Source organism: Pedobacter sp. (assembly GCF_041662865.1).
Taxonomy (GTDB): Bacteria; Bacteroidota; Bacteroidia; order Sphingobacteriales; family Sphingobacteriaceae; genus Pedobacter.
This window is the reverse complement of sequence record NZ_JBAZRL010000001.1, coordinates 38791-58064: the sequence shown is the minus strand read 5'-3', so window position 1 is coordinate 58064 and position 19274 is coordinate 38791. Positions and strand designations below refer to the sequence as shown.

Below are 19274 nucleotides of genomic sequence, written 5' to 3'. Positions count from 1 at the left end.
TTTCAAAACTTTATTAATTTTTTTCCCGTTCTGCTTTTCGTTCCGCTCGCTTTTTAATCCGCTCTGCTTTTTTACTTGAGATAGGTTCTTTCATAGGTTTTACAGGAACAACTCCAATACCAACAGTTTCTCTAATTCCTATAAAAACACTCTTCCACATTAAATTAAAAAACGAGGCTTGTGGCACGCGGACAAAAGTAATATTGCTTACTCTTAGGGCTTCGCCTTTAGTTGGATTATCATTTTTAATTAAAATGGTATTTGCTAAAAAAGATAATAATCCTTTCTTCTCTTTTACCCCATTTTCATCTTCTTTCAGCAAATTAATTTTCAAATCATTATAAGCAAACTTAACCGTTCCAGAACTCCCTCTTTCATTGGCAGAGATGTTAAAATCTACACTTTTTACATTGCCATCATCAATAGTTACTAATCCCAACGACTTAGAAAGTGGATTTAATACTTTTAAATTAAATGGACTTACATGACCAACATAACTAAATGATGCAGCTTTGTCTGTTAAATTAAAATCGATTTTAACATTCAATTTCCCAGTTCCCATAACATGAGTAGTTAAATCCGCATAAGCATGATTCTTCTTCACTAACCTTAAGGAATCATTGGTAATATTTAAAATTTTTCCACCTAAATTTGTTAAGTGTAAGGTTCCTCTTTCTTTGGTTTTAACATTATACTCTGTATAATCAATATCAATTTTGTTTATACTTAACGTATCAATTAAGGTTTCAATTGGCAATCTTTTTAAAGCATTGTGAGGGTAATTTTTTCCTTTGTCAAAATTTGGCGGTGGTAATTCTCTGTTCAAAAACACAGCAACTTTTGCCGGCCCAATCTCTAATCGTTTAGCATGTAAATTTCCATCATTATTTAAGGATATAAAATCTACCCCTGTCAAATTAATTTCTTTAAAGCTTAAATCATAACGGTCCTTTTGTGCATTATATTTACGGCTAAACGTTAAATCAGGATATAATGGAGTAAGCTTTACGCCTCTTACATGCAGTGTTTTTTTACTAAACGAACCACGAACTGTATCTACGGTAATGGTGTACATTTTATCTTTTGTAGTACTCTTGTAGCCGCTTAATTCGAATCCAATGTTTTTGGCGTGAAAAACACGTGTAGTGTCATACTGAGAAAGTGAATCAACTAAAATATCTTTTGCATTAAGGGTTAAATGTTTTACTCCATTTAATTTTTTCAATCCACTATAATAATCGAAATCAGCATCTACAACATTAATGCCTCCAATTCTAATCGATTTAATGGATTTTGAAATCTGTTGATAAAGCGTTTGTTCTACTTCGGTTGTATCTATTTTCTTAGGCACTTTATGGTAAATCATATCAATTGATGGATGGTCCAATTGGATAGAATTTATTTTTATCTTTTTATCAAAATAAGCAGTTAAAATTCCAATTCTACTCAACTTCAAGTGCGCCAACTTAATTCTAAATAAATGTGTAGGGGCCTTCTTTATGGCTTTAAGTTGATTAAAGACATTTGTATCTGGCGTTAGAAAAACACTATCTAGCACCAGATTGCCTGTAATCAAGTTTAAATGAATGTCTTTAAAATTTACTTGGTATAAATGATTCGAGCCACTATATACTCCTTCCTTAATTTTTTCCGTTAACAAAGGTTTCCACTTGGCACTCAAATAAATAGCCACTCCTCCAATTAAAAGAATGAGCGTTAGCAAAATGCCTCCAGTCCATCCTAATATTTTTTTTGTATTGCGTTTTTTAGCTGGCATAAAAAGATTTACGTAATAACCTACAATGTGGTTGTTTTGTTTGAAATTTGTAAGGAGAGATATTTTTGATGCTGACAATTTGTCATTTACAAATTAAATTTAGTATTTTTGAAACCCATAAAATTTGAATATTTGATGATTGATTTACAGCTTACGGATAAGAAACATGATGAAGAACGCCAAGGAGAGGCTTTAGTACTAGGCGCTCCAAAAAAAGGTGATGGAAGAAAACTGTACATTGAAAGTTATGGTTGCCAAATGAATTTTGCAGATAGCGAAATTGTGGCTTCTATTTTAGCTGATAATGGTTTTGAAACGACTGGAGATTATCACCAAGCCGATGTAATTTTTATAAACACCTGCTCTATTCGCGAAAATGCAGAACATCGTGTGCGTAATCGTTTATCGCAATTTGGTGTAGAAAAAAGAAGAAATCCGAAATTAATTGTAGGTGTTTTAGGCTGTATGGCTGAACGTTTAAAGGCTAAATTTTTAGAAGAAGAAAAGTTAGTTGACGTTGTAGTTGGTCCAGATGCGTACCGAGATTTGCCAGGCTTAATTAGTCAGGTGGAAGATGGGCACAAAGCTGTAAACGTAATTTTATCTCGTGAGGAGACTTATGCAGATGTAAGTCCAGTTCGTTTAAACAGCAACGGAATTACTGCTTTTGTTACCATTATGCGTGGTTGCGATAACATGTGTTCGTTCTGCGTTGTGCCATTTACTCGAGGCCGTGAGCGGAGTAGAGATCCTTTTTCTATCATCAAAGAAGCAAGAGAATTATTTGAAAACGGCTATCGCGAAGTTACTTTATTAGGCCAAAACGTAGATTCATACCATTGGAATAAGCCTAAAGCTGAAAAAATTGCCATTGATGATTTAACGGATGAAATGAACACCTTAACTGGCGATGCATTATTAGAGGCTTTAACGAATAAAACTGATTTACCTGCAACACGTAGAAACGAAAATGAACTAACCGAAGAAGGATCAATGAATTTTGCGCAATTATTAGCTTTAGTTGCAGAAATTAGTCCAGAATTAAGGGTGCGTTTTTCTACATCTCATCCAAAAGATATTACCGATGAAGTTTTATACACCATCGCTAAATACGATAACATTTGCAATTACATTCACTTGCCAGTTCAGTCAGGAAATTCGAGAATTTTGGCATTAATGAACCGTACCTATACTCGCGAATGGTACATGAATAGAATTGATGCTATTCGTCGTATTATTCCTGGATGCGCCATCTCGGCAGATATTATCGCAGGTTTCTGCACAGAAACGGAAGAAGAACACCAAGATACATTGAGCATTATGGATTATGCGAGATACAATTTCGCGTACACGTTCTCTTATTCAGAACGACCTGGAACTTTAGCCGCTCGTAAATATGAGGATGACGTTCCTGAAGAGGTGAAAGCTCGTCGTTTGGCAGAGATATTTAAAAAACAACAAGAAGATTCATTAGCGTGTTTAGAAGATTTTGTAGGTAAAACGGTTAAAGTTTTAATCGAAGGTTTTTCTAAAAAATCAGATAAAGAATATAGAGGTCGTAATGACGAAAATGCAATGGTGGTTTTCCCAGTTACAGATTCTGTTAAGCCTGGTGATTATGCAAATGTTTATATAGAACGTTGCACATCAGCTACTTTACTTGGCAGGATAAAAAATTAGTTGCAAGTTACCTGTTGCGGGTTATGAGCTTGGGTGCATAAAGTTGTACGCCTAAACCTGCAACACACAACACATAACCCATAACACGATAAAATGGATATACAAGATATTAAAAATAGGTTCGGAATAATTGGTGGTTCACCACTGTTAAACCGTGCTATAGATACAGCCAGACAAGTTGCACCAACTGATATGTCGGTATTAATTACGGGTGAAAGTGGTAGTGGTAAAGAAGTTTTCTCTCACATTATCCACCAAATGAGTACGCGTAAGCACGGTGCTTTTATTGCAGTTAACTGTGGTGCTATTCCAGAAGGAACTATCGATTCAGAGTTGTTTGGACACGAAAAAGGTTCGTTTACAGGTGCTCATGAAGCTCGTAAAGGTTATTTTGAAGTTGCCAATGGTGGCACTATATTTTTAGATGAAGTTGCCGAATTACCATTAGGAACTCAAGCTCGTTTATTGCGTATTTTAGAAAGTGGTGAGTATTTGCGTGTGGGTTCGTCTAAAGTTCAAAAAACAGATGTGCGTATTATTGCAGCCACGAATGTGGATGTTTACAATCGTGTAAAATCGGGCAAATTCCGTGAAGATTTATATTATCGTTTAAATACCGTTCCATTACGTATTCCTGCTTTGCATGAGCGTAAAGAAGATATCTATTTACTTTTCCGCAAGTTTGCAGCAGATTTTAGTGACAAGTACAGAAGCCCAGGTATTCAATTAGAACCCGAAGCTATTCAAATATTAAGCAACTACAGTTGGCCTGGAAATGTTCGCCAATTAAAAAATATTGCAGAGCAGATTTGCGTTTTAGAGAAAGATAGAAATGTAAGTGCACAAGCTTTGTTGAACTATATTCCCAATGAGCAGGCTAATAACTTGCCAATGACCATAAATGGAAGTAGTAAAGAAGATTTTTCGGAAAGAGATATTTTGTACAAAGTTCTTTTTGACATGAAAAAGGACATGATGGAATTGAAGAAATTGGTTGCGGAGATTATTCAAAATGGCGGCAATACTTCGCATATTATGGCAGATAATCCTCAATATATCAATCAATTATATCAAGAAGTAGATTTACCAAGTCATAACGATGCTACGCTGACGATTAAACATCCGACACAAAATGTACCAACAGAATACAATTATGCGCATGATGCGGAAGAAGTAGAAGAATCATTATCCTTAATTGATAAAGAGTCTGATTTAATTAAAAAAGCACTCAAAAAACACAAAGGTAAGCGCAAATTTGCTGCACAAGAATTAGGAATTTCTGAACGTACACTGTACCGTAAAATCAAAGAATTAAATCTATAACCTATGAAACCATCATAATTTTTTAAAAGCACACTGTGGCATGAAAAAAATATGATAGCTTCATCATGCATTAAAAACAAATTATATATAGATGAAAAAAGCACTATTTATTTTAGTAGTTATCGCTCTCAGCGGTTGTGGTTATAAATTTAGCGGAGCTTCTACTGAAGGATTAAAAACAGTTAGAGTTGAATTTTTCGAAAACAATGCACCATTAGTCGTTCCAAATTTAAGTCAAACGTTTACAGAGGATTTAAAAGAAAGAATTCGTACGCAAAGTAAGTTGAGCATTACACAAAATGAAGCAGATGCTACTTTTGAAGGCAGAATTACTGGTTACGATATTAAACCTATCGCTATACAAGATAATGCTCGGCCAATTGCTGGAGCAAATCGTTTAACCATCACTGTTGCGGTAAAATACACTAACAATACTAAAACAGAAGGTACTTTAAGCAAAAGTTTTGAGGAGAGTTTTACTGCTTTTGAAGATTTTTCTTTAGCTGGTCAATCCTTACAATCACAAGAGCAGGCACTCATTAAAAAAGTAAATGCAAAACTGACAGACAATATTTTTAATCGTGCTTTTGCACAATGGTAAAGAAATTGAACTTTCAATTATTAACTTAGCGGCATGGAGATCGATTTAAACACGAAAGAGCGACTAGCAGATTTACTTGCAAAACCAGCAATGGTAATGGAAGATCATGCTGGTATGTTGACTGCGTTTGTTAAAAAATATCCATATTACCAGCCATTACATTTATTGCTTGCAAAAGCCACCGTAAACGAATCTAATCATACCAATAGTGTAGCTACTGCAGCATTATACAATGGTGGTGGTTTAGTGCATCGCGTAATTTATCAACCTGAAACATTAGCCACTATTTTTTCATCTCCAGCTATCAAGGCAGATGAAGATTTTGACACCGAGCAGATTGAACCTGCAGAAGATATTGAGTTTATAGAACCTGCACCATTTGAAGATAATTTAACTGATGAGCAGGAAACTTTTGAAGAAATTGCCGAGATCAAGTCAACTCCTACAGCAGAAAACAAAACTGATGATCAAGAAGTTTTTGATGAAATTGTCGAGGTAGATTCTTCGGCATTTGTCGCTCCTTCCCCAGAAAAGGAAATTGAAAACGAAGAACCTATTGAAGAAACAGTACCTGATGAATTAGCAATTGAAAGTATTGTTGCCACAGATTTCTTCGCATTTGAAAAAAGTTTTAGCACAGAGCAAGCTGTAGAAAATCAAAAAGCAGAGCCTATAGCGTTTACACTACCTGAAGAATATAATCAAGAAGCAGAAGCGCAAACGGTGAGTAAATATGATGATGATAAGCTTCCATATACTTTTTTATGGTGGTTGGCAAAAACACGTAAAGAACATGAGCAAATATTTCAACCTTATGTTACGCCTAAAAAGAACGATAATCCAACTCCCACTGCTTCTGGTGAATTACAACAACAATATGTAGAGCATATTTTCCATATTCAAACTCCGTTTAACGTAGCGGAAGAAACAAACAAAGGTTCACAAAACCGACAAGTCGCACATAAAGGGATAGAAATTATTGATTCATTTATTAAAAACGAACCACAAATTAGAGCACCAAAACCAGAGCAAATCAATAATGAAAATAAAGCGAAGAAAAGCGCTGAAGATAATTACGATTTAGTTTCTGAAACTTTGGCCGCTATTTATATTGAGCAAATGCTTTATCACAAGGCGATAGACACTTATGAAAAATTAAGTTTGAAGTTTCCAGAAAAAAGCCGTTACTTTGCCGACCTTATTCAGTCTTTAGAAAAGAAAATTTAACAACATAACATAGTATGGTAACCTTATTAATCATTTTATTAATTATTTTTTGCATCGCAATAGGCTTTTTCGTTTTAATACAAAACCCAAAAGGTGGTGGTTTAGCTACTGGCGGATCTGGCAGTAACATGTTTGGCGTACAACGCACAGGCGATGTTTTAGAAAAAGGAACTTGGGTATTATTAACTTTAATTGTAGTTGTGTCATTAGCTATTACAACTGTAGGTAAATCTGGTAACGGTTCTACTGGAACTGGTTCTAAAATAGATGAGCAAATTAACAAAGCAGCAACTCCAACTATATTAGGTGGCGGCGCACCTGCACCTTCAACTACTACACCAGCTGCAACTCCTAAAACTGGAGATAGCACTAAAAAATAATTTTCTTAACCGAAATAGTAAACTCCTTAGTTAATCGCTAAGGAGTTTTTTTATGTACTTTTTATCACTACCCCCCTAAAAGACTAGACGGAATTTATTGTTCCGATTGAGATTTTACGTATCATTAGTGTTCTGTAAATCAGAATATTAACTATGAAAAAACTATTTAAACTTTCGCTTAATAAAGTTAATTTTAGATTAATTTTATTTTCTTTAACGATTTTGACAATCATTAATTCTTGTAAAAAGGATGGCACTGATAAAAGCCTAACCGATGCACAACGCATTATCAATGCAAAAAACTGGTACCAAGAAACTATGGCAAACAGTAAGAGTACACTTGGCACTGCCAGTAGTGCACAAATTGTTATTCCCGAAATAATATGGAACAATGCCAAATTTTATAGACAAGACGATGGTAGCGAAATGATTGGTATACCAGTTAATGTTAAACTTGCTACTGGTACCCTAGCTAAAGGCAGCTACTTATTAATAATTACAAAAACAACCGAAGCATACGAACAACTTATTGTCTTTAACAAAGATCAAAACTACTTTAACGGCAATATAGATGCCGCTGAAGTTAAAAAGATACATGATGGAGTAATTAAAGCAAATGTGCTACATAAAGCAGCTTCCATCACTATAACCCCTAAGGGAAAAGTAATGACATTACAAGGAGCACCAACTGTACCAATAGAAAACCAATGTACAGATTGGTACTGGACAACATGGAATGGAAATACTGGTGAGGTTGTCTCTGAAGTTTATCTTTATAGCACATGCTCAGGAGGAATAACATATGGTGGGGGCGGAAGTGGTGGGGATACTACTACAGCAGCAGATACTGATGAAATTAGGGAATTTGAAATAGATTACAAAACTCATATGTCTACTACTGAATTAGCTATCTATAATAATATGAATAGAGTTAATCAGCTTTCTTATTTAATTAATGCTAAAACAGCGTTAGATTTGGCTTTTACTAGATTTCCTGATATGGATCAAACAGATACAAAGGCTGACGCATTTAGACATGCTTATTTCAGTTTACTTAATGTTAAAGAACTAGGTCTAACATTAGCAACTAGATTAGGTAATGCACATGAAGAAAAGCCTGATCAATCTGCATTAGCAAAGCAGATGGATCTTTTTAATAATAATGTCGGTAGGAATGCATATAGTAATTTGCCTGCTGAAGCAGCTTATTGGTCTATTTATAGTAATACTGTTTATAATTTGGTTACTAATGGTAACTTGGTCTATATAAATAATGGTCAATTAAAACCAACAAATCAATAAAAGGTATGGAAACTAAAAGGTTTTTTTGGGGGGTGTTGTTATTATGTACATTCCACCTTAGTTGCACTACAAAACATAAGATCAAAGAATATGATTTTAATACAATCTTAAAAGCGAAAATTATGTTGGCGGGTAAATCATCTCAGCCAATTAAACTTAATCTTTGCGATGAAATTACATTTAACTGGGATAGCATTTTAATATTACCACCTTACAGCAATGCTAAAGTTGTCAGAAAGCAAGGCTTAGTTAATTCTAAAGCAATTGAAGAAATGTTGCCTGAATTAACTTTAGATGAAGGAAAATGTGTTTTGTTGTTTATTGAGAACAATACTGTTATAAAATACAGTTATGTACCACGAGTACCAATAGATTTTAACAATATTAAAAAGCTGGATGAGCCAATCACAAAAATATCAAGGAAAATTGGGTGTGAACAATTTTATATTAAAAAGAACAATAATACTTTTTCACTATTGGATATTCCTTGATAGACAATACTATTCTAATCAACTATTAATTAGAGTTTAAATCCGAAAAATCAAATTCTTCGATTCCGAGCAGAAAAACAAAAGACTCTTAAGCTTTCGCTAAAGAGTCTTTTGTTTTTCTGCCAGTCTGACACCTGAAATTATACCTCAAAATTTATTAACTGCCATCAAATGTAAATTTGACAAGTAAAACAGTCTTGGCATAAAAACTGTTTATTCCATTTCATCGTATTACATTTACGAATTAATTCAATTACAGAAAACTAAAAAATAAAAGTATTTATGGCTTTAAACTTTAAACCTAATGCAGACAGAGTAGTTGTTGAAGCTGCTGCTGCAGAAGAAAAAACAGCTTCTGGTATCTATATCCCTGATACTGCTAAAGAAAAACCTCAGCAAGGTATTGTTGTTGCTGTTGGACCAGGCAAATATGCTGATCAAACTGGAAATTTAATCCCTTTAAGTGTTAAAGTTGGTGATCAAGTTTTGTACAGTAAATATGGTGGTACAGAAGTTACTATCGAAGGTACCGAGTATTTAATCATGAGAGATTCTGATATTTTAGGAACACTATAAGAGTTTAAACATTGCATCGTTCCCGATCGCTATCGGAAGTTGTAAAGTTCTGGATTTAGATTAAACGTTAGAAAGTCAACATTTCAACTTTCCAACATCAAAACATTAAAACAATAATTAAAATGGCAAAGCAAGTAAAATATAACGTTGAAGCAAGAGACGCTCTGAAAAGAGGTGTTGACATTTTAGCGAATGCAGTAAAAGTAACTTTAGGCCCTAAAGGTCGTAATGTAATTATCGATAAGAAATTTGGTTCACCAGCAATTACTAAAGATGGTGTAACTGTTGCTAAAGAAATCGAATTAAAAGACCCAATCGAAAACATGGGTGCTCAAATGGTGAAAGAAGTAGCTTCTAAAACTGCAGATATTGCGGGTGATGGAACTACAACTGCTACTGTTTTAGCGCAAGCAATTGTAACTGCAGGTATTAAAAACGTAGCTGCTGGTGCAAATCCAATGGATTTAAAACGTGGTATTGATAAAGCGGTTACTGCTGTAGTTGAGAACTTGAAAAAACAATCTCAAGCTGTAGGCGATGATAACAATAAAATTAAACAAGTTGCATCTATCTCTGCAAATAACGACGAAGTTATTGGTGCTTTAATTGCTGAGGCAATGAAAAAAGTAGGTAAAGATGGTGTAATTACTGTTGAAGAAGCAAAAGGTACTGAAACTGAAGTAAAAACAGTAGAAGGTATGCAATTTGATAGAGGTTATTTATCTCCATACTTTGTAACTAACGCGGATAAAATGGAAGCGGAATTAGAAAGCCCTTACATTTTAATCTACGACAAAAAAATCAGCAACATGAAAGAATTGTTGCCTGTTTTAGAAAAAACTGTTCAAACTGGTAAACCTTTAGTAATTATTGCTGAAGATTTAGATGGCGAAGCTTTAGCTACATTGGTAGTAAATAAAATTCGTGGTTCTCTGAAAGTAGTTGCTGTTAAAGCTCCAGGTTTTGGTGATAGAAGAAAAGCAATGTTAGAAGATATTGCAATTTTAACTGGCGGTATCGTAATTTCTGAAGAAAGAGGTTATAAACTAGAAAATGCTGATTTAACTTATTTAGGTTCTGCAGAAAAAGTTGTTGTTGATAAAGACAATACAACTGTAATTAACGGGGCTGGTAAATCTGAAGATATTAAAGCTCGTGTTGGTCAAATCAAAGCGCAAGTAGAAACTACTACTTCAGATTACGATAAAGAAAAATTACAAGAGCGTTTAGCTAAACTTTCTGGTGGTGTTGCTGTACTTTATGTTGGTGCTGCTAGTGAAGTAGAAATGAAAGAGAAAAAAGACCGTGTTGATGATGCTTTACATGCAACTCGTGCAGCTGTAGAAGAAGGTATCGTTGCTGGTGGTGGTGTAGCATTCATTCGTGCGGTAGAAGCATTAGCTGGCTTAAAAGGTGTTAACGATGATGAAAACACAGGTATCCAAATCATTCGTCGTGCTATTGAAGAACCATTACGTCAAATTTGCGAAAACGCAGGTATTGAAGGTTCTATCGTAGTACAAAAAGTAAAAGAAGGCAAAGCCGATTTCGGTTACAATGCTCGTACTGATGTTTACGAAAACTTAATTGGCGCTGGTGTAATCGATCCTACTAAAGTTGGACGTGTAGCGTTAGAAAACGCAGCATCTATTGCGGCAATGTTATTAACAACAGAAGTTGTTTTAGCTGATGAACCAGAAGAAGCTGGTGCAGCTGGCGGTCATCCACCAATGGGTGGTGGCGGTATGGGTGGAATGATGTAATTCCCCTATTCACAAAACGATTTATTATAATTTAAATCCCTCAGAGCTATAAGTTTTGAGGGATTTTTTTGTGTCCAAAAATTATAGTTAATTCTATATATTTACGATACCTATTTGTTTTATTGTGAAATTAGCCCGTATACTGTTCTTAAGCTTTTTTTGTGCGCTTACGTTTCCTACGTTTGCACAGTTAAATATAGCTACAGTAGACCCTGGTCCTTATGTGCCGGGATCAACAATTTCTGCTACTTTTACTCTTGATCCGGCAACTTGTGTGAGGCCAGGGAATGTTTTTCAACTTTATTTATCAGATGCTTCGGGCAATTTTGGAAGTGAGGTACTAATTGGCACATACAATGGTTTTTACAGCGCTTTTGTAAATGGCACAATACCAAATGGCACTGTACCAGGCACAGGATATAAGCTTAGGATTAAGTCTACTATTCCTCCAGCAATTGTATCATTAGAATCCTCTACATTCGAAATTAAAGCTGGAGTAGCAAGTAGTGCTGCATTATCTTCGGGGGCAGCGCTTTCACCCGAAGCTTTTGGATTTTGCTCTGGTAGAACAACTAATAACACTATTAATCTTACCAATCAATCAACTCCAACTAGTAATGTAACGGTAACTATTGAGAACAAACTTAATGGAGGTGCCCCGACAATAATCCCATTTGATACATCCATTAAACAATTTACCCCTCAATTAGCACATTATACTGCTTTTGTAAAGGCTGTGATGCCAGATGGCACAGTTTCTACTAGAACCTATTTTATTATAAACAACAATGTCAACACATCTTTTACCACTAGTAATCAGCCTATTGTATGTTTACCAGGCGGAGCGTTACAATATTTTATAGATGTAAGCTCTCCGACTGGAATTCAAAATAATTTTCCAGGCAATATTTATACTATCAACTGGGGAGATGGAAGCCCATCCAATACATATACCTTTTGCGATTTACAAGGTGGCACTGTAAGTCATAGTTATACTCAATCTTCATGTGGGCAAATTAATAATGCTTTTAGTGTAAACATACAAGCATCTAATGTTTTTTGTGGTACTGTGGGAACTCCAGTTTCAACTATTGCTAAAGTAGTAACCATTACAGAAAATCGAATAAATGGTCCGTTAAATGGTTGTACAAATTCAAATGTTACTTTTACAAATACGTCTATCTTAGGACAAAATCCATCAAGTAATAGCCCTAATTGCACAGACAACAATGTACGGTTTAACTGGTATGTCAATGGGCAAATAGTACTGGCTGACGTACCTTATTCTACTGCTTATTCTCGAGTATTTAATACCCCTGGAAACTATAGGATTACGCTTGAATCAACTAGCGAAACAAATTGTCAAGGACCTCCAGTAGATTTTTTTGTTTGCATCCAAAACCCACCCATACCTTCTTTTACACTTCCTTCTACTACAGGCTGTGCTCCATTTAATATTACACCTACCAACACTTCTGTTGTTGATATTTCATGCAATAATAATATAACCTATGTTTGGTCTGTGTCACCAACAACTGGAGTAATCCCTACTTCTTTTTCTTCAAACTCTCCAACACCACCAGCATTTAATTTTTCTCAACCTGGCATATATACTATTAGTTTAATTATAACCACGCCAAATTGTGGTACAACAACTGCCTTTACGCGAACGGTAACAGTAAACAATCTTAGAACTGTTGATTTATCTCCTTCAACTACACTTTGCAATCCAACAACGTTCAATTTTTCTACAGCTGCAGGACCAACAAGAACAGTATATAGCGGTAATGAAACTGTTTTAGACGATGTTTATTCATGGACTGTCACAAGTAACAATGGAGGTACTTATACATTTTTAACTCCAGCAACATCTAAATATCCAACCATTAGATTTAATAATTTTGATGTATATACAATAACATCAACCGTTACTAATGTATGTGGTACCACAAGCGATACGCAAGTAATAACTTTTACGCAATCTCCAGTTCCTGATATCACTTTAACAAAAAATCCTATTTGCTATAATGAAATTGCAAATTTAACAGGAAATGTAACAGGAACATACAATTCCATTCAATGGGTAAATAGCGCCGGAACAAGTGTAGGCTTCTCTGATCCAACAAATTTAATTACAACGTACACTCCAACTACAGCGGAACGAAATGCTGGTTCTGCTATAATTACATTGAGAGTAATTACTGGTTTAACAGGAACTTGTGCTACAGTTACGGATAATATTACATTAAATATATTACCTAATAATACAGGTACAAATGCTACACAAACTATTTGTACTGGCGGAACTGCTACATATACACCAACATCTAGCGTAACAGGGAGCACTTTTATTTGGACTGCAACAAATGCAGATGGAAATGCGACGAGTTTTAGTGCTTCTGGCACCGGCATCATTAGTGATGATATTATTAATACAAATCCAACTGCTAATGCTGTAGTTGTTTACACCATTACCCCTTCCGCAAACGGATGTACGGGCAACCCTTTTACATTTACAGTTACTGTAACTCCAAATCCAATCGTTACACCAACCGCCGCAAATACAACTATTTGTAGTGGGCAAAGCACTGGAATTACTTTAACTTCTAATTTAGGTCCTACTACAAAATATACATGGACAAGTGTTGCAACGGGAGGTGTAACTGGAAATACTAACCAACCAGCACCTACGGCAACGTTAACAATTAATGATGTTTTGTTAAACTCTGGTACTTCAGCAGGCACAGTAACCTTTACCATTACTCCTATTTCTGCTAATGGGTGTCCTGGAACGCCAGTACCAATTACAATAACAGTTGAACCACAACCTACGCAACCAAATGCAGGGCCAGATGAAAGTATTTGTAATACTACAAATTATACCCTAAAAGGAAATCAGCCAGTTGTTGGAACTGGTAAATGGACAGAGATTTCTGGGATTAGTGGTGTTACTTTTGATGACGAAACTGTATACAATACAACTGTTCGTGGGTTGCAACCTAGCAATGTCTATACTTTTAGGTGGACAATTACTGGAGCAGCAAGTTGCACACCAAAAACTGATGATGTTTCCATAACTGTAAATCCTGTATCTGTTGGTGGCACAACTGCTGGAGATGCACCTGTTTGCGCAGGAAACAATACAGGCACAATTACGTTAAGCGGTCATATTGGAAATGTGATACGATGGGAAAGTTCTACAGATGGCGGCACTACTTGGTTACCCATAACAAATACCACCACAACATTAACCTATACCAACTTAACTACCACCACACAATATAGAGCAGTGGTACAAAGTGGTGTTTGCGCACCTGCTAACTCTAGCATTTCCACAATAACTGTAAATCAGGGAGCAGTGGCAGCAAATGCTGGTCAAGATCAAAATCTTTGTAATGAATCTACTACTATTCTTGCGGGAAATGATCCTGCTCCAAATACCGGATTATGGACTTTAATCTCTGGGCAGACTGGAGTAACATTTACGGCAAACCAATTTAATACATCTGTTAGTGGTTTAGTTGGCGGACAAACCTACATTTTCCGTTGGACTGTTTCTGGTTTAGCTCCATGCCCTGCAACGAGTGACGATATTGTTATTACTAATTTACCAGCCCTACAAAATAACAGCATTACTACAACACCAACTACTGTTTGTACTGGGCAAACCATAACGTTAGTTGGCAGTACACCAACTGGTGGAAATAATGTTTACACCTACACTTGGCAAAGTAGCTCTGATGGAGGAACAACTTGGAATCCCATCAATGGCCAAACTAATCGCGATCTTACCCTAACTGTTTCCACAAGTTTATCGTATCGTCGTATCGTAAATAGCGGTACATGCTCATCAACAAGTGCTCCAATCGCCGTAACAGTTCTACCTCCAATTGCAACAAATACAATTGCTACAGATCAAACCATTTGTATAACAACAACCCCGAATCAACTTACAGGTTCACAACCAACCGGTGGAGATGGTACAAATTATACCTACCAATGGGAACAAAGTATAGACAATGGAGCAACATGGAGTTTAATAGCATCTGCTAATGCTCGTAATTATGCTCCACCAGCAATTACACAAACCACACTATACCGCCGTTTAGTAAGTAGTGGTGCTTGCACAGGAAGTCAGCAAAGCATAAGCAATGTGGTGAAAATTACGGTTAACCTTAATGCTAAAGCAGAATTTACCTATACAAATGATATAGGCTGCGTTCCTTTCCAACTAGATGGAAATAACATTAAAGCCGTACAATACCCAACTAGAAATGCAACCTATACCTGGTTTGCAAACGGAACACAAATCGGTACAGGCATTAATTTTCCAGGATATACCATCAATACAGATAACACAGATGTAGTTATAAAATTAGTAGTTACAAGTAGCCTAGGTTGTTTACAAGACGAAATGAGTCATACCTTTAGTACTCGCCAAACCATCGCAGCTTCTTACACACAAACGGCTACAGAAGGTTGCGGACCATTAGATGTTACTTTTACCAATACTTCAACTTCGTTAACAGGGGTAACATTTTTATGGGATTTTGGCAATGGTACAACATCTAACTTAGCAAGCCCACCACCAATAACATTTTTAACAGACCCAACAGGAAAAGATATTACTTACACCGTTACATTAACCGCTACAACACCTTGCGGTTCTAGTACGGCAACTTCAACTGTGTTTATAAAAGCAAATCCAATTTCAGTCTTTTCTCCAGATAAAACTGTAGGCTGCTCTCCATTTACAGTAAACTTTAGCAACACCTCGCCCGGTGGCACAAATACCTACACGTATGATTTTGGCGATGGTAGCCCAACCTTTACCACCACAAATAAAAACTCTGTTTCACACACCTATACTACAGGCAATACCATTAGAACTTATATCGTAACTATGACTGCCGAAAACGATTGTGGCACCAATCAATCTCAGTATTCGATACAGGTTTCTCCAAATACAATTACACCTGAGTTAGTGGTAAATAGTAACGAATTACGTGGTTGCGCTCCTTTAACAGTCCATTTCTTTAACAATACTTCTGGAGCAAATTCCTTTACCTACACCTTTGGTGATGGAGCAACTGCAACGACACTATCAGCGCCAGAAACCGTTACCCATATCTTTACACAACCTGGAACTTATACCGTTAGGCTCGATGCTACTAATGGTTGTTCTAACGCTAGCACTACAGAAACGATTACAGTGCTTCCACAGCCAAAAGCAGAATTTCATGGAGATACACTGGTGGGATGTGCTGGACTAAATGTTAAATTCACAAATACTAGTACAGATGGCGTAAGTTACCTTTGGGAATTTGGTGATGGAGCAACTTCTCGAGATGTGGAACCAAGTCATATATACAGTGGCCCAGCTGGTTCATATACTGTAAGGCTAACTACCTATAATAACTTAGGTTGTCCAAACACAGCAACGCTTACAGATTATATCAGAATTGTTGGACCACCTCGTGCAGATTTCTCAATATCACCTGCTCCAGTAATTAGCATTCCAACCTATACATTTAAGTTTACAGATGAAAGTACAAATTCGCCTAAAACCTATAAATGGACTTTTGGTGATGGAGACGCTTCCTTACAAAGAGACCCAACGCATACCTACGCAGACACTGGAAAATACATAGTAACCATGAGAACATACAATGAATATGGGTGTGTAGATAGCATTCAGAAACAGGTGCAAATTATTGGTGTACCAGGATATATGTATGTACCAAATTCATTTATCCCAGGAGGTACAAGTACACAATTGCAAAAGTTCACAGCAATAGGTTCTGGCATTAAATCATGGCACATGTCGGTATTTAATAAATGGGGACAAGTGCTATGGGAAACTACGCAGTTAAATGATGGTAAACCAGTAGAAGGTTGGGATGGAACCTACAAAAACACACCGCAGCCACAAGGAATTTATTTCTGGAAAATAGATATAGAATTTATAAACGGCACAGAGTGGAAAGGAATGACATACGATAGCTCGCCACCAAAACGAACTGGCTCAATATATTTAATAAGATGATGAAAAGGATTGCCATAGGGATTTTACTTATAACAAGCTGTAGTGTATTAAAAACTAAGGCTCAAGATCATCTATTTTCTCAGTTTTTTAACGCACCCATTTATCTAAACCCATCGTTAACAGGTCAGTTTGATGGAGATTTTAGATTAAATATGATTTACAGAAATCAATGGAGTTCACTTGGCGGAGATTTATCTTACATCAATGCTTCTGTAGATGTAGCCGTTCCAAAATTAGCTGGCGGTGTTGGCTTATCCTTTAACAGAAGCAGCGAAGGCACAGCCTATTTAACTAAAAACAATATTGCTGCAACCTATTCATATAGTGTGGGTGGTGATGATTTCCTAGCATCCTTTGGTATACAAGCTGGCTTTACCAACCGTTCAATTGATTGGAGTAAATTAGTTTTTGGAGATCAGATTGATAGAAGATTAGGCTACATCCCTGGCAGTATATCATCCGCACAATTACCAGATGTTTCTAACCGCTTTTTCTTCGATCCAGCAGCTGGAGTAAACTTTGTCTATCGCAATGCGATGTTAGGAGCAGCAGTATATCATATTAATAAACCCGACGAATCCTTTAGTGGTACACAAGCCAAACTACCCATGCGTATGACTATAAATGCCAGCTTTAAAATGCCGCTAAGTTATAATTACGATTATACCGAAGATGAAGGTGCTTTTCTAATCCCATCAGTTGTATACTACAAACAAGGCAATGTAAGCTCCATAAGTGCAGGCGCTCAATTTAAATATAAAGGCTTCAACACTGGCGTTTGGTACCGCACCAATCAAGAAGGTGGTTCAGATGCACTAGTATTTTCTTTAATTATAGATGTCTTTATAAAACGTAGTGATAGCGAAAAAGTAAGGGTAGGTTTAAGTCACGATGCAACCACCTCTAAATTAAATTACACCAACACAAGCGGCACAACAGAGGCAAGTATTGGCTACGAGAAATATTGGCCAAATAGTACGCGTACAAAAAAATACAATGGCTTACGTTGTTCTAACTTTTACTAACGTTCGCAAAACTTTACATTCCTAATCAACGTTATTTAAATATTAATTTCGAAACCCAGTCTATATGCAAAGCTTTTTTGATAGCAGTCATTTCCTAACACAAAGTGAAGTCAATAAATTTTTATTAGCAACATTACTTTGTGGACTAATTGGCGTAGAACGTGAGTTCAGAAGCAAACAGGCAGGGCTAAAAACCATGATTATGATTGGTTTAGGTTCTACCTTATTTACCATTTTATCAATTAAAATAGGCCTAAACAGCCAAGATCGTATAGCATCTAACATTGTAACTGGGATTGGTTTTTTAGGTGCAGGCGTAATATTCAAAGAAGATAATCAGGTAAAAGGATTAACAACTGCCTGTGTAATTTGGATTGTTGCAGCAATAGGCATGGCCGTGGGATCTGGTTATCACGAACAAGCAATAGGTGTAACCTTAGTCGTATTACTCGCCTTACTCATTTTTCCTTACGTAGAAAATTTTGTAGAAAGACGCTTTACAAAAAGGACATATCGTATAGTTAAAAGATATGAAAACGAAAGCCTAGATGCTTACGAAGAATACATTAGAACCTCAAAACTTAAACTCCACAGAGGCAAACAAGAACTAGCAAATGGCATTATTAGTGGTACATGGATAGCAGTAGGCAGCCCTAAGAGCCATAAAAAATTTGTAGATAAAATGCTAATAGACGATAAAATCATTGCATTCGATTTTTAAGAAACCACATTACTACCCTCAATTTCATCAAGCAACTCATGCAGCCAATACAAATCCTTTAGCAAATCTTTAAAATCAATGGGCAAAGCATCCATATTGTAAAAAAGATAATCAGATAGCATCTTCCTCAAATTTCTATTTAACCTATTTGCAGGTACTGTTTTAATAAAAACTTTAAACTCGTTTAAGATATTTTCAGAGATTTCAGTGTCTATCGACGCATTTAATCGTGGTTTAATTTTCTCATCCATATCCTAGTTTGTTTAAATTCTATTTATCAATTTGATTTTTTCTGCTACATTTATAACAATAATACAAGTGTACTCACAATAAACGAGCAATACAACAACAAAAGAGTTGTA

The 19274-nt window shown here is 35.9% G+C and carries 14 protein-coding genes; 12 read left to right on the top strand and 2 right to left on the bottom strand.

The features are described from left to right. Window positions 1–13: 13 nt before the first annotated feature. Window positions 14–1777 (bottom strand): hypothetical protein, encoded by a 1764-nt coding sequence (locus WC622_RS00260; RefSeq protein ID WP_372816135.1) that lies wholly within the window; start codon window positions 1775–1777, stop codon window positions 14–16. 135 nt (window positions 1778–1912) lie between these two features. On the opposite strand from WC622_RS00260, the gene WC622_RS00255 reads away from it, so the two are divergent. The 12 genes from WC622_RS00255 (at window position 1913) to WC622_RS00200 (ending at window position 18912) form a co-directional block, all read left to right on the top strand. Then, window positions 1913–3457, top strand: coding sequence for a MiaB/RimO family radical SAM methylthiotransferase (locus WC622_RS00255; protein WP_372816356.1), 1545 nt, complete (start codon window positions 1913–1915; stop codon window positions 3455–3457). A 93-nt stretch (window positions 3458–3550) separates the two neighbouring features. Next, window positions 3551–4780 carry a sigma-54 interaction domain-containing protein gene (locus WC622_RS00250; protein ID WP_372816133.1) on the top strand — a complete coding sequence of 410 codons (1230 nt, stop codon included), beginning with the start codon at window positions 3551–3553 and terminating at the stop codon, window positions 4778–4780. Window positions 4781–4871: 91 nt separating this feature from the next. After that, complete coding sequence (locus tag WC622_RS00245) at window positions 4872–5381, top strand: LptE family protein (protein WP_372816131.1); 510 nt, start codon at window positions 4872–4874, stop codon at window positions 5379–5381. Window positions 5382–5414: 33 nt separating this feature from the next. Further along, window positions 5415–6608 carry a hypothetical protein gene (locus WC622_RS00240; protein WP_372816129.1) on the top strand — a complete coding sequence of 398 codons (1194 nt, stop codon included), beginning with the start codon at window positions 5415–5417 and terminating at the stop codon, window positions 6606–6608. Between the two features lie 14 nt (window positions 6609–6622). After that, window positions 6623–6988 (top strand): preprotein translocase subunit SecG, encoded by a 366-nt coding sequence (gene secG, locus WC622_RS00235; RefSeq protein ID WP_372816127.1) that lies wholly within the window; start codon window positions 6623–6625, stop codon window positions 6986–6988. 153 nt (window positions 6989–7141) lie between these two features. Next, window positions 7142–8290, top strand: a complete 1149-nt coding sequence (locus tag WC622_RS00230; RefSeq protein WP_372816125.1) for a DUF6973 domain-containing protein — start codon at window positions 7142–7144, stop codon at window positions 8288–8290. Between the two features lie 5 nt (window positions 8291–8295). Next, entirely contained in the window at window positions 8296–8781 is a 486-nt protein-coding gene (locus tag WC622_RS00225; RefSeq protein ID WP_372816123.1) for a hypothetical protein, read from the top strand. 282 nt (window positions 8782–9063) lie between these two features. Then, window positions 9064–9357 carry a co-chaperone GroES gene (gene groES / locus WC622_RS00220; RefSeq protein ID WP_048907794.1) on the top strand — a complete coding sequence of 98 codons (294 nt, stop codon included), beginning with the start codon at window positions 9064–9066 and terminating at the stop codon, window positions 9355–9357. A gap of 122 nt (window positions 9358–9479) precedes the next feature. Next, window positions 9480–11120, top strand: coding sequence for a chaperonin GroEL (gene groL / locus WC622_RS00215; RefSeq protein ID WP_372816121.1), 1641 nt, complete (start codon window positions 9480–9482; stop codon window positions 11118–11120). 124 nt (window positions 11121–11244) lie between these two features. Then, on the top strand, window positions 11245–17166 hold the full coding sequence (locus WC622_RS00210) for a PKD domain-containing protein (protein WP_372816119.1): 5922 nt from the start codon (window positions 11245–11247) through the stop codon (window positions 17164–17166). After that, window positions 17163–18191, top strand: a complete 1029-nt coding sequence (locus WC622_RS00205; RefSeq protein ID WP_372816117.1) for a PorP/SprF family type IX secretion system membrane protein — start codon at window positions 17163–17165, stop codon at window positions 18189–18191. Before WC622_RS00210 ends, WC622_RS00205 begins: the two co-directional genes overlap by 4 nt. A gap of 64 nt (window positions 18192–18255) precedes the next feature. Then, window positions 18256–18912, top strand: coding sequence for an MgtC/SapB family protein (locus tag WC622_RS00200; protein WP_372816115.1), 657 nt, complete (start codon window positions 18256–18258; stop codon window positions 18910–18912). Here WC622_RS00200 and WC622_RS00195 read toward each other — a convergent pair. Next, window positions 18909–19163, bottom strand: coding sequence for a hypothetical protein (locus WC622_RS00195; protein WP_372816113.1), 255 nt, complete (start codon window positions 19161–19163; stop codon window positions 18909–18911). The genes WC622_RS00200 and WC622_RS00195 overlap by 4 nt on opposite strands. Between the last annotated feature and the right edge of the window lie 111 nt (window positions 19164–19274).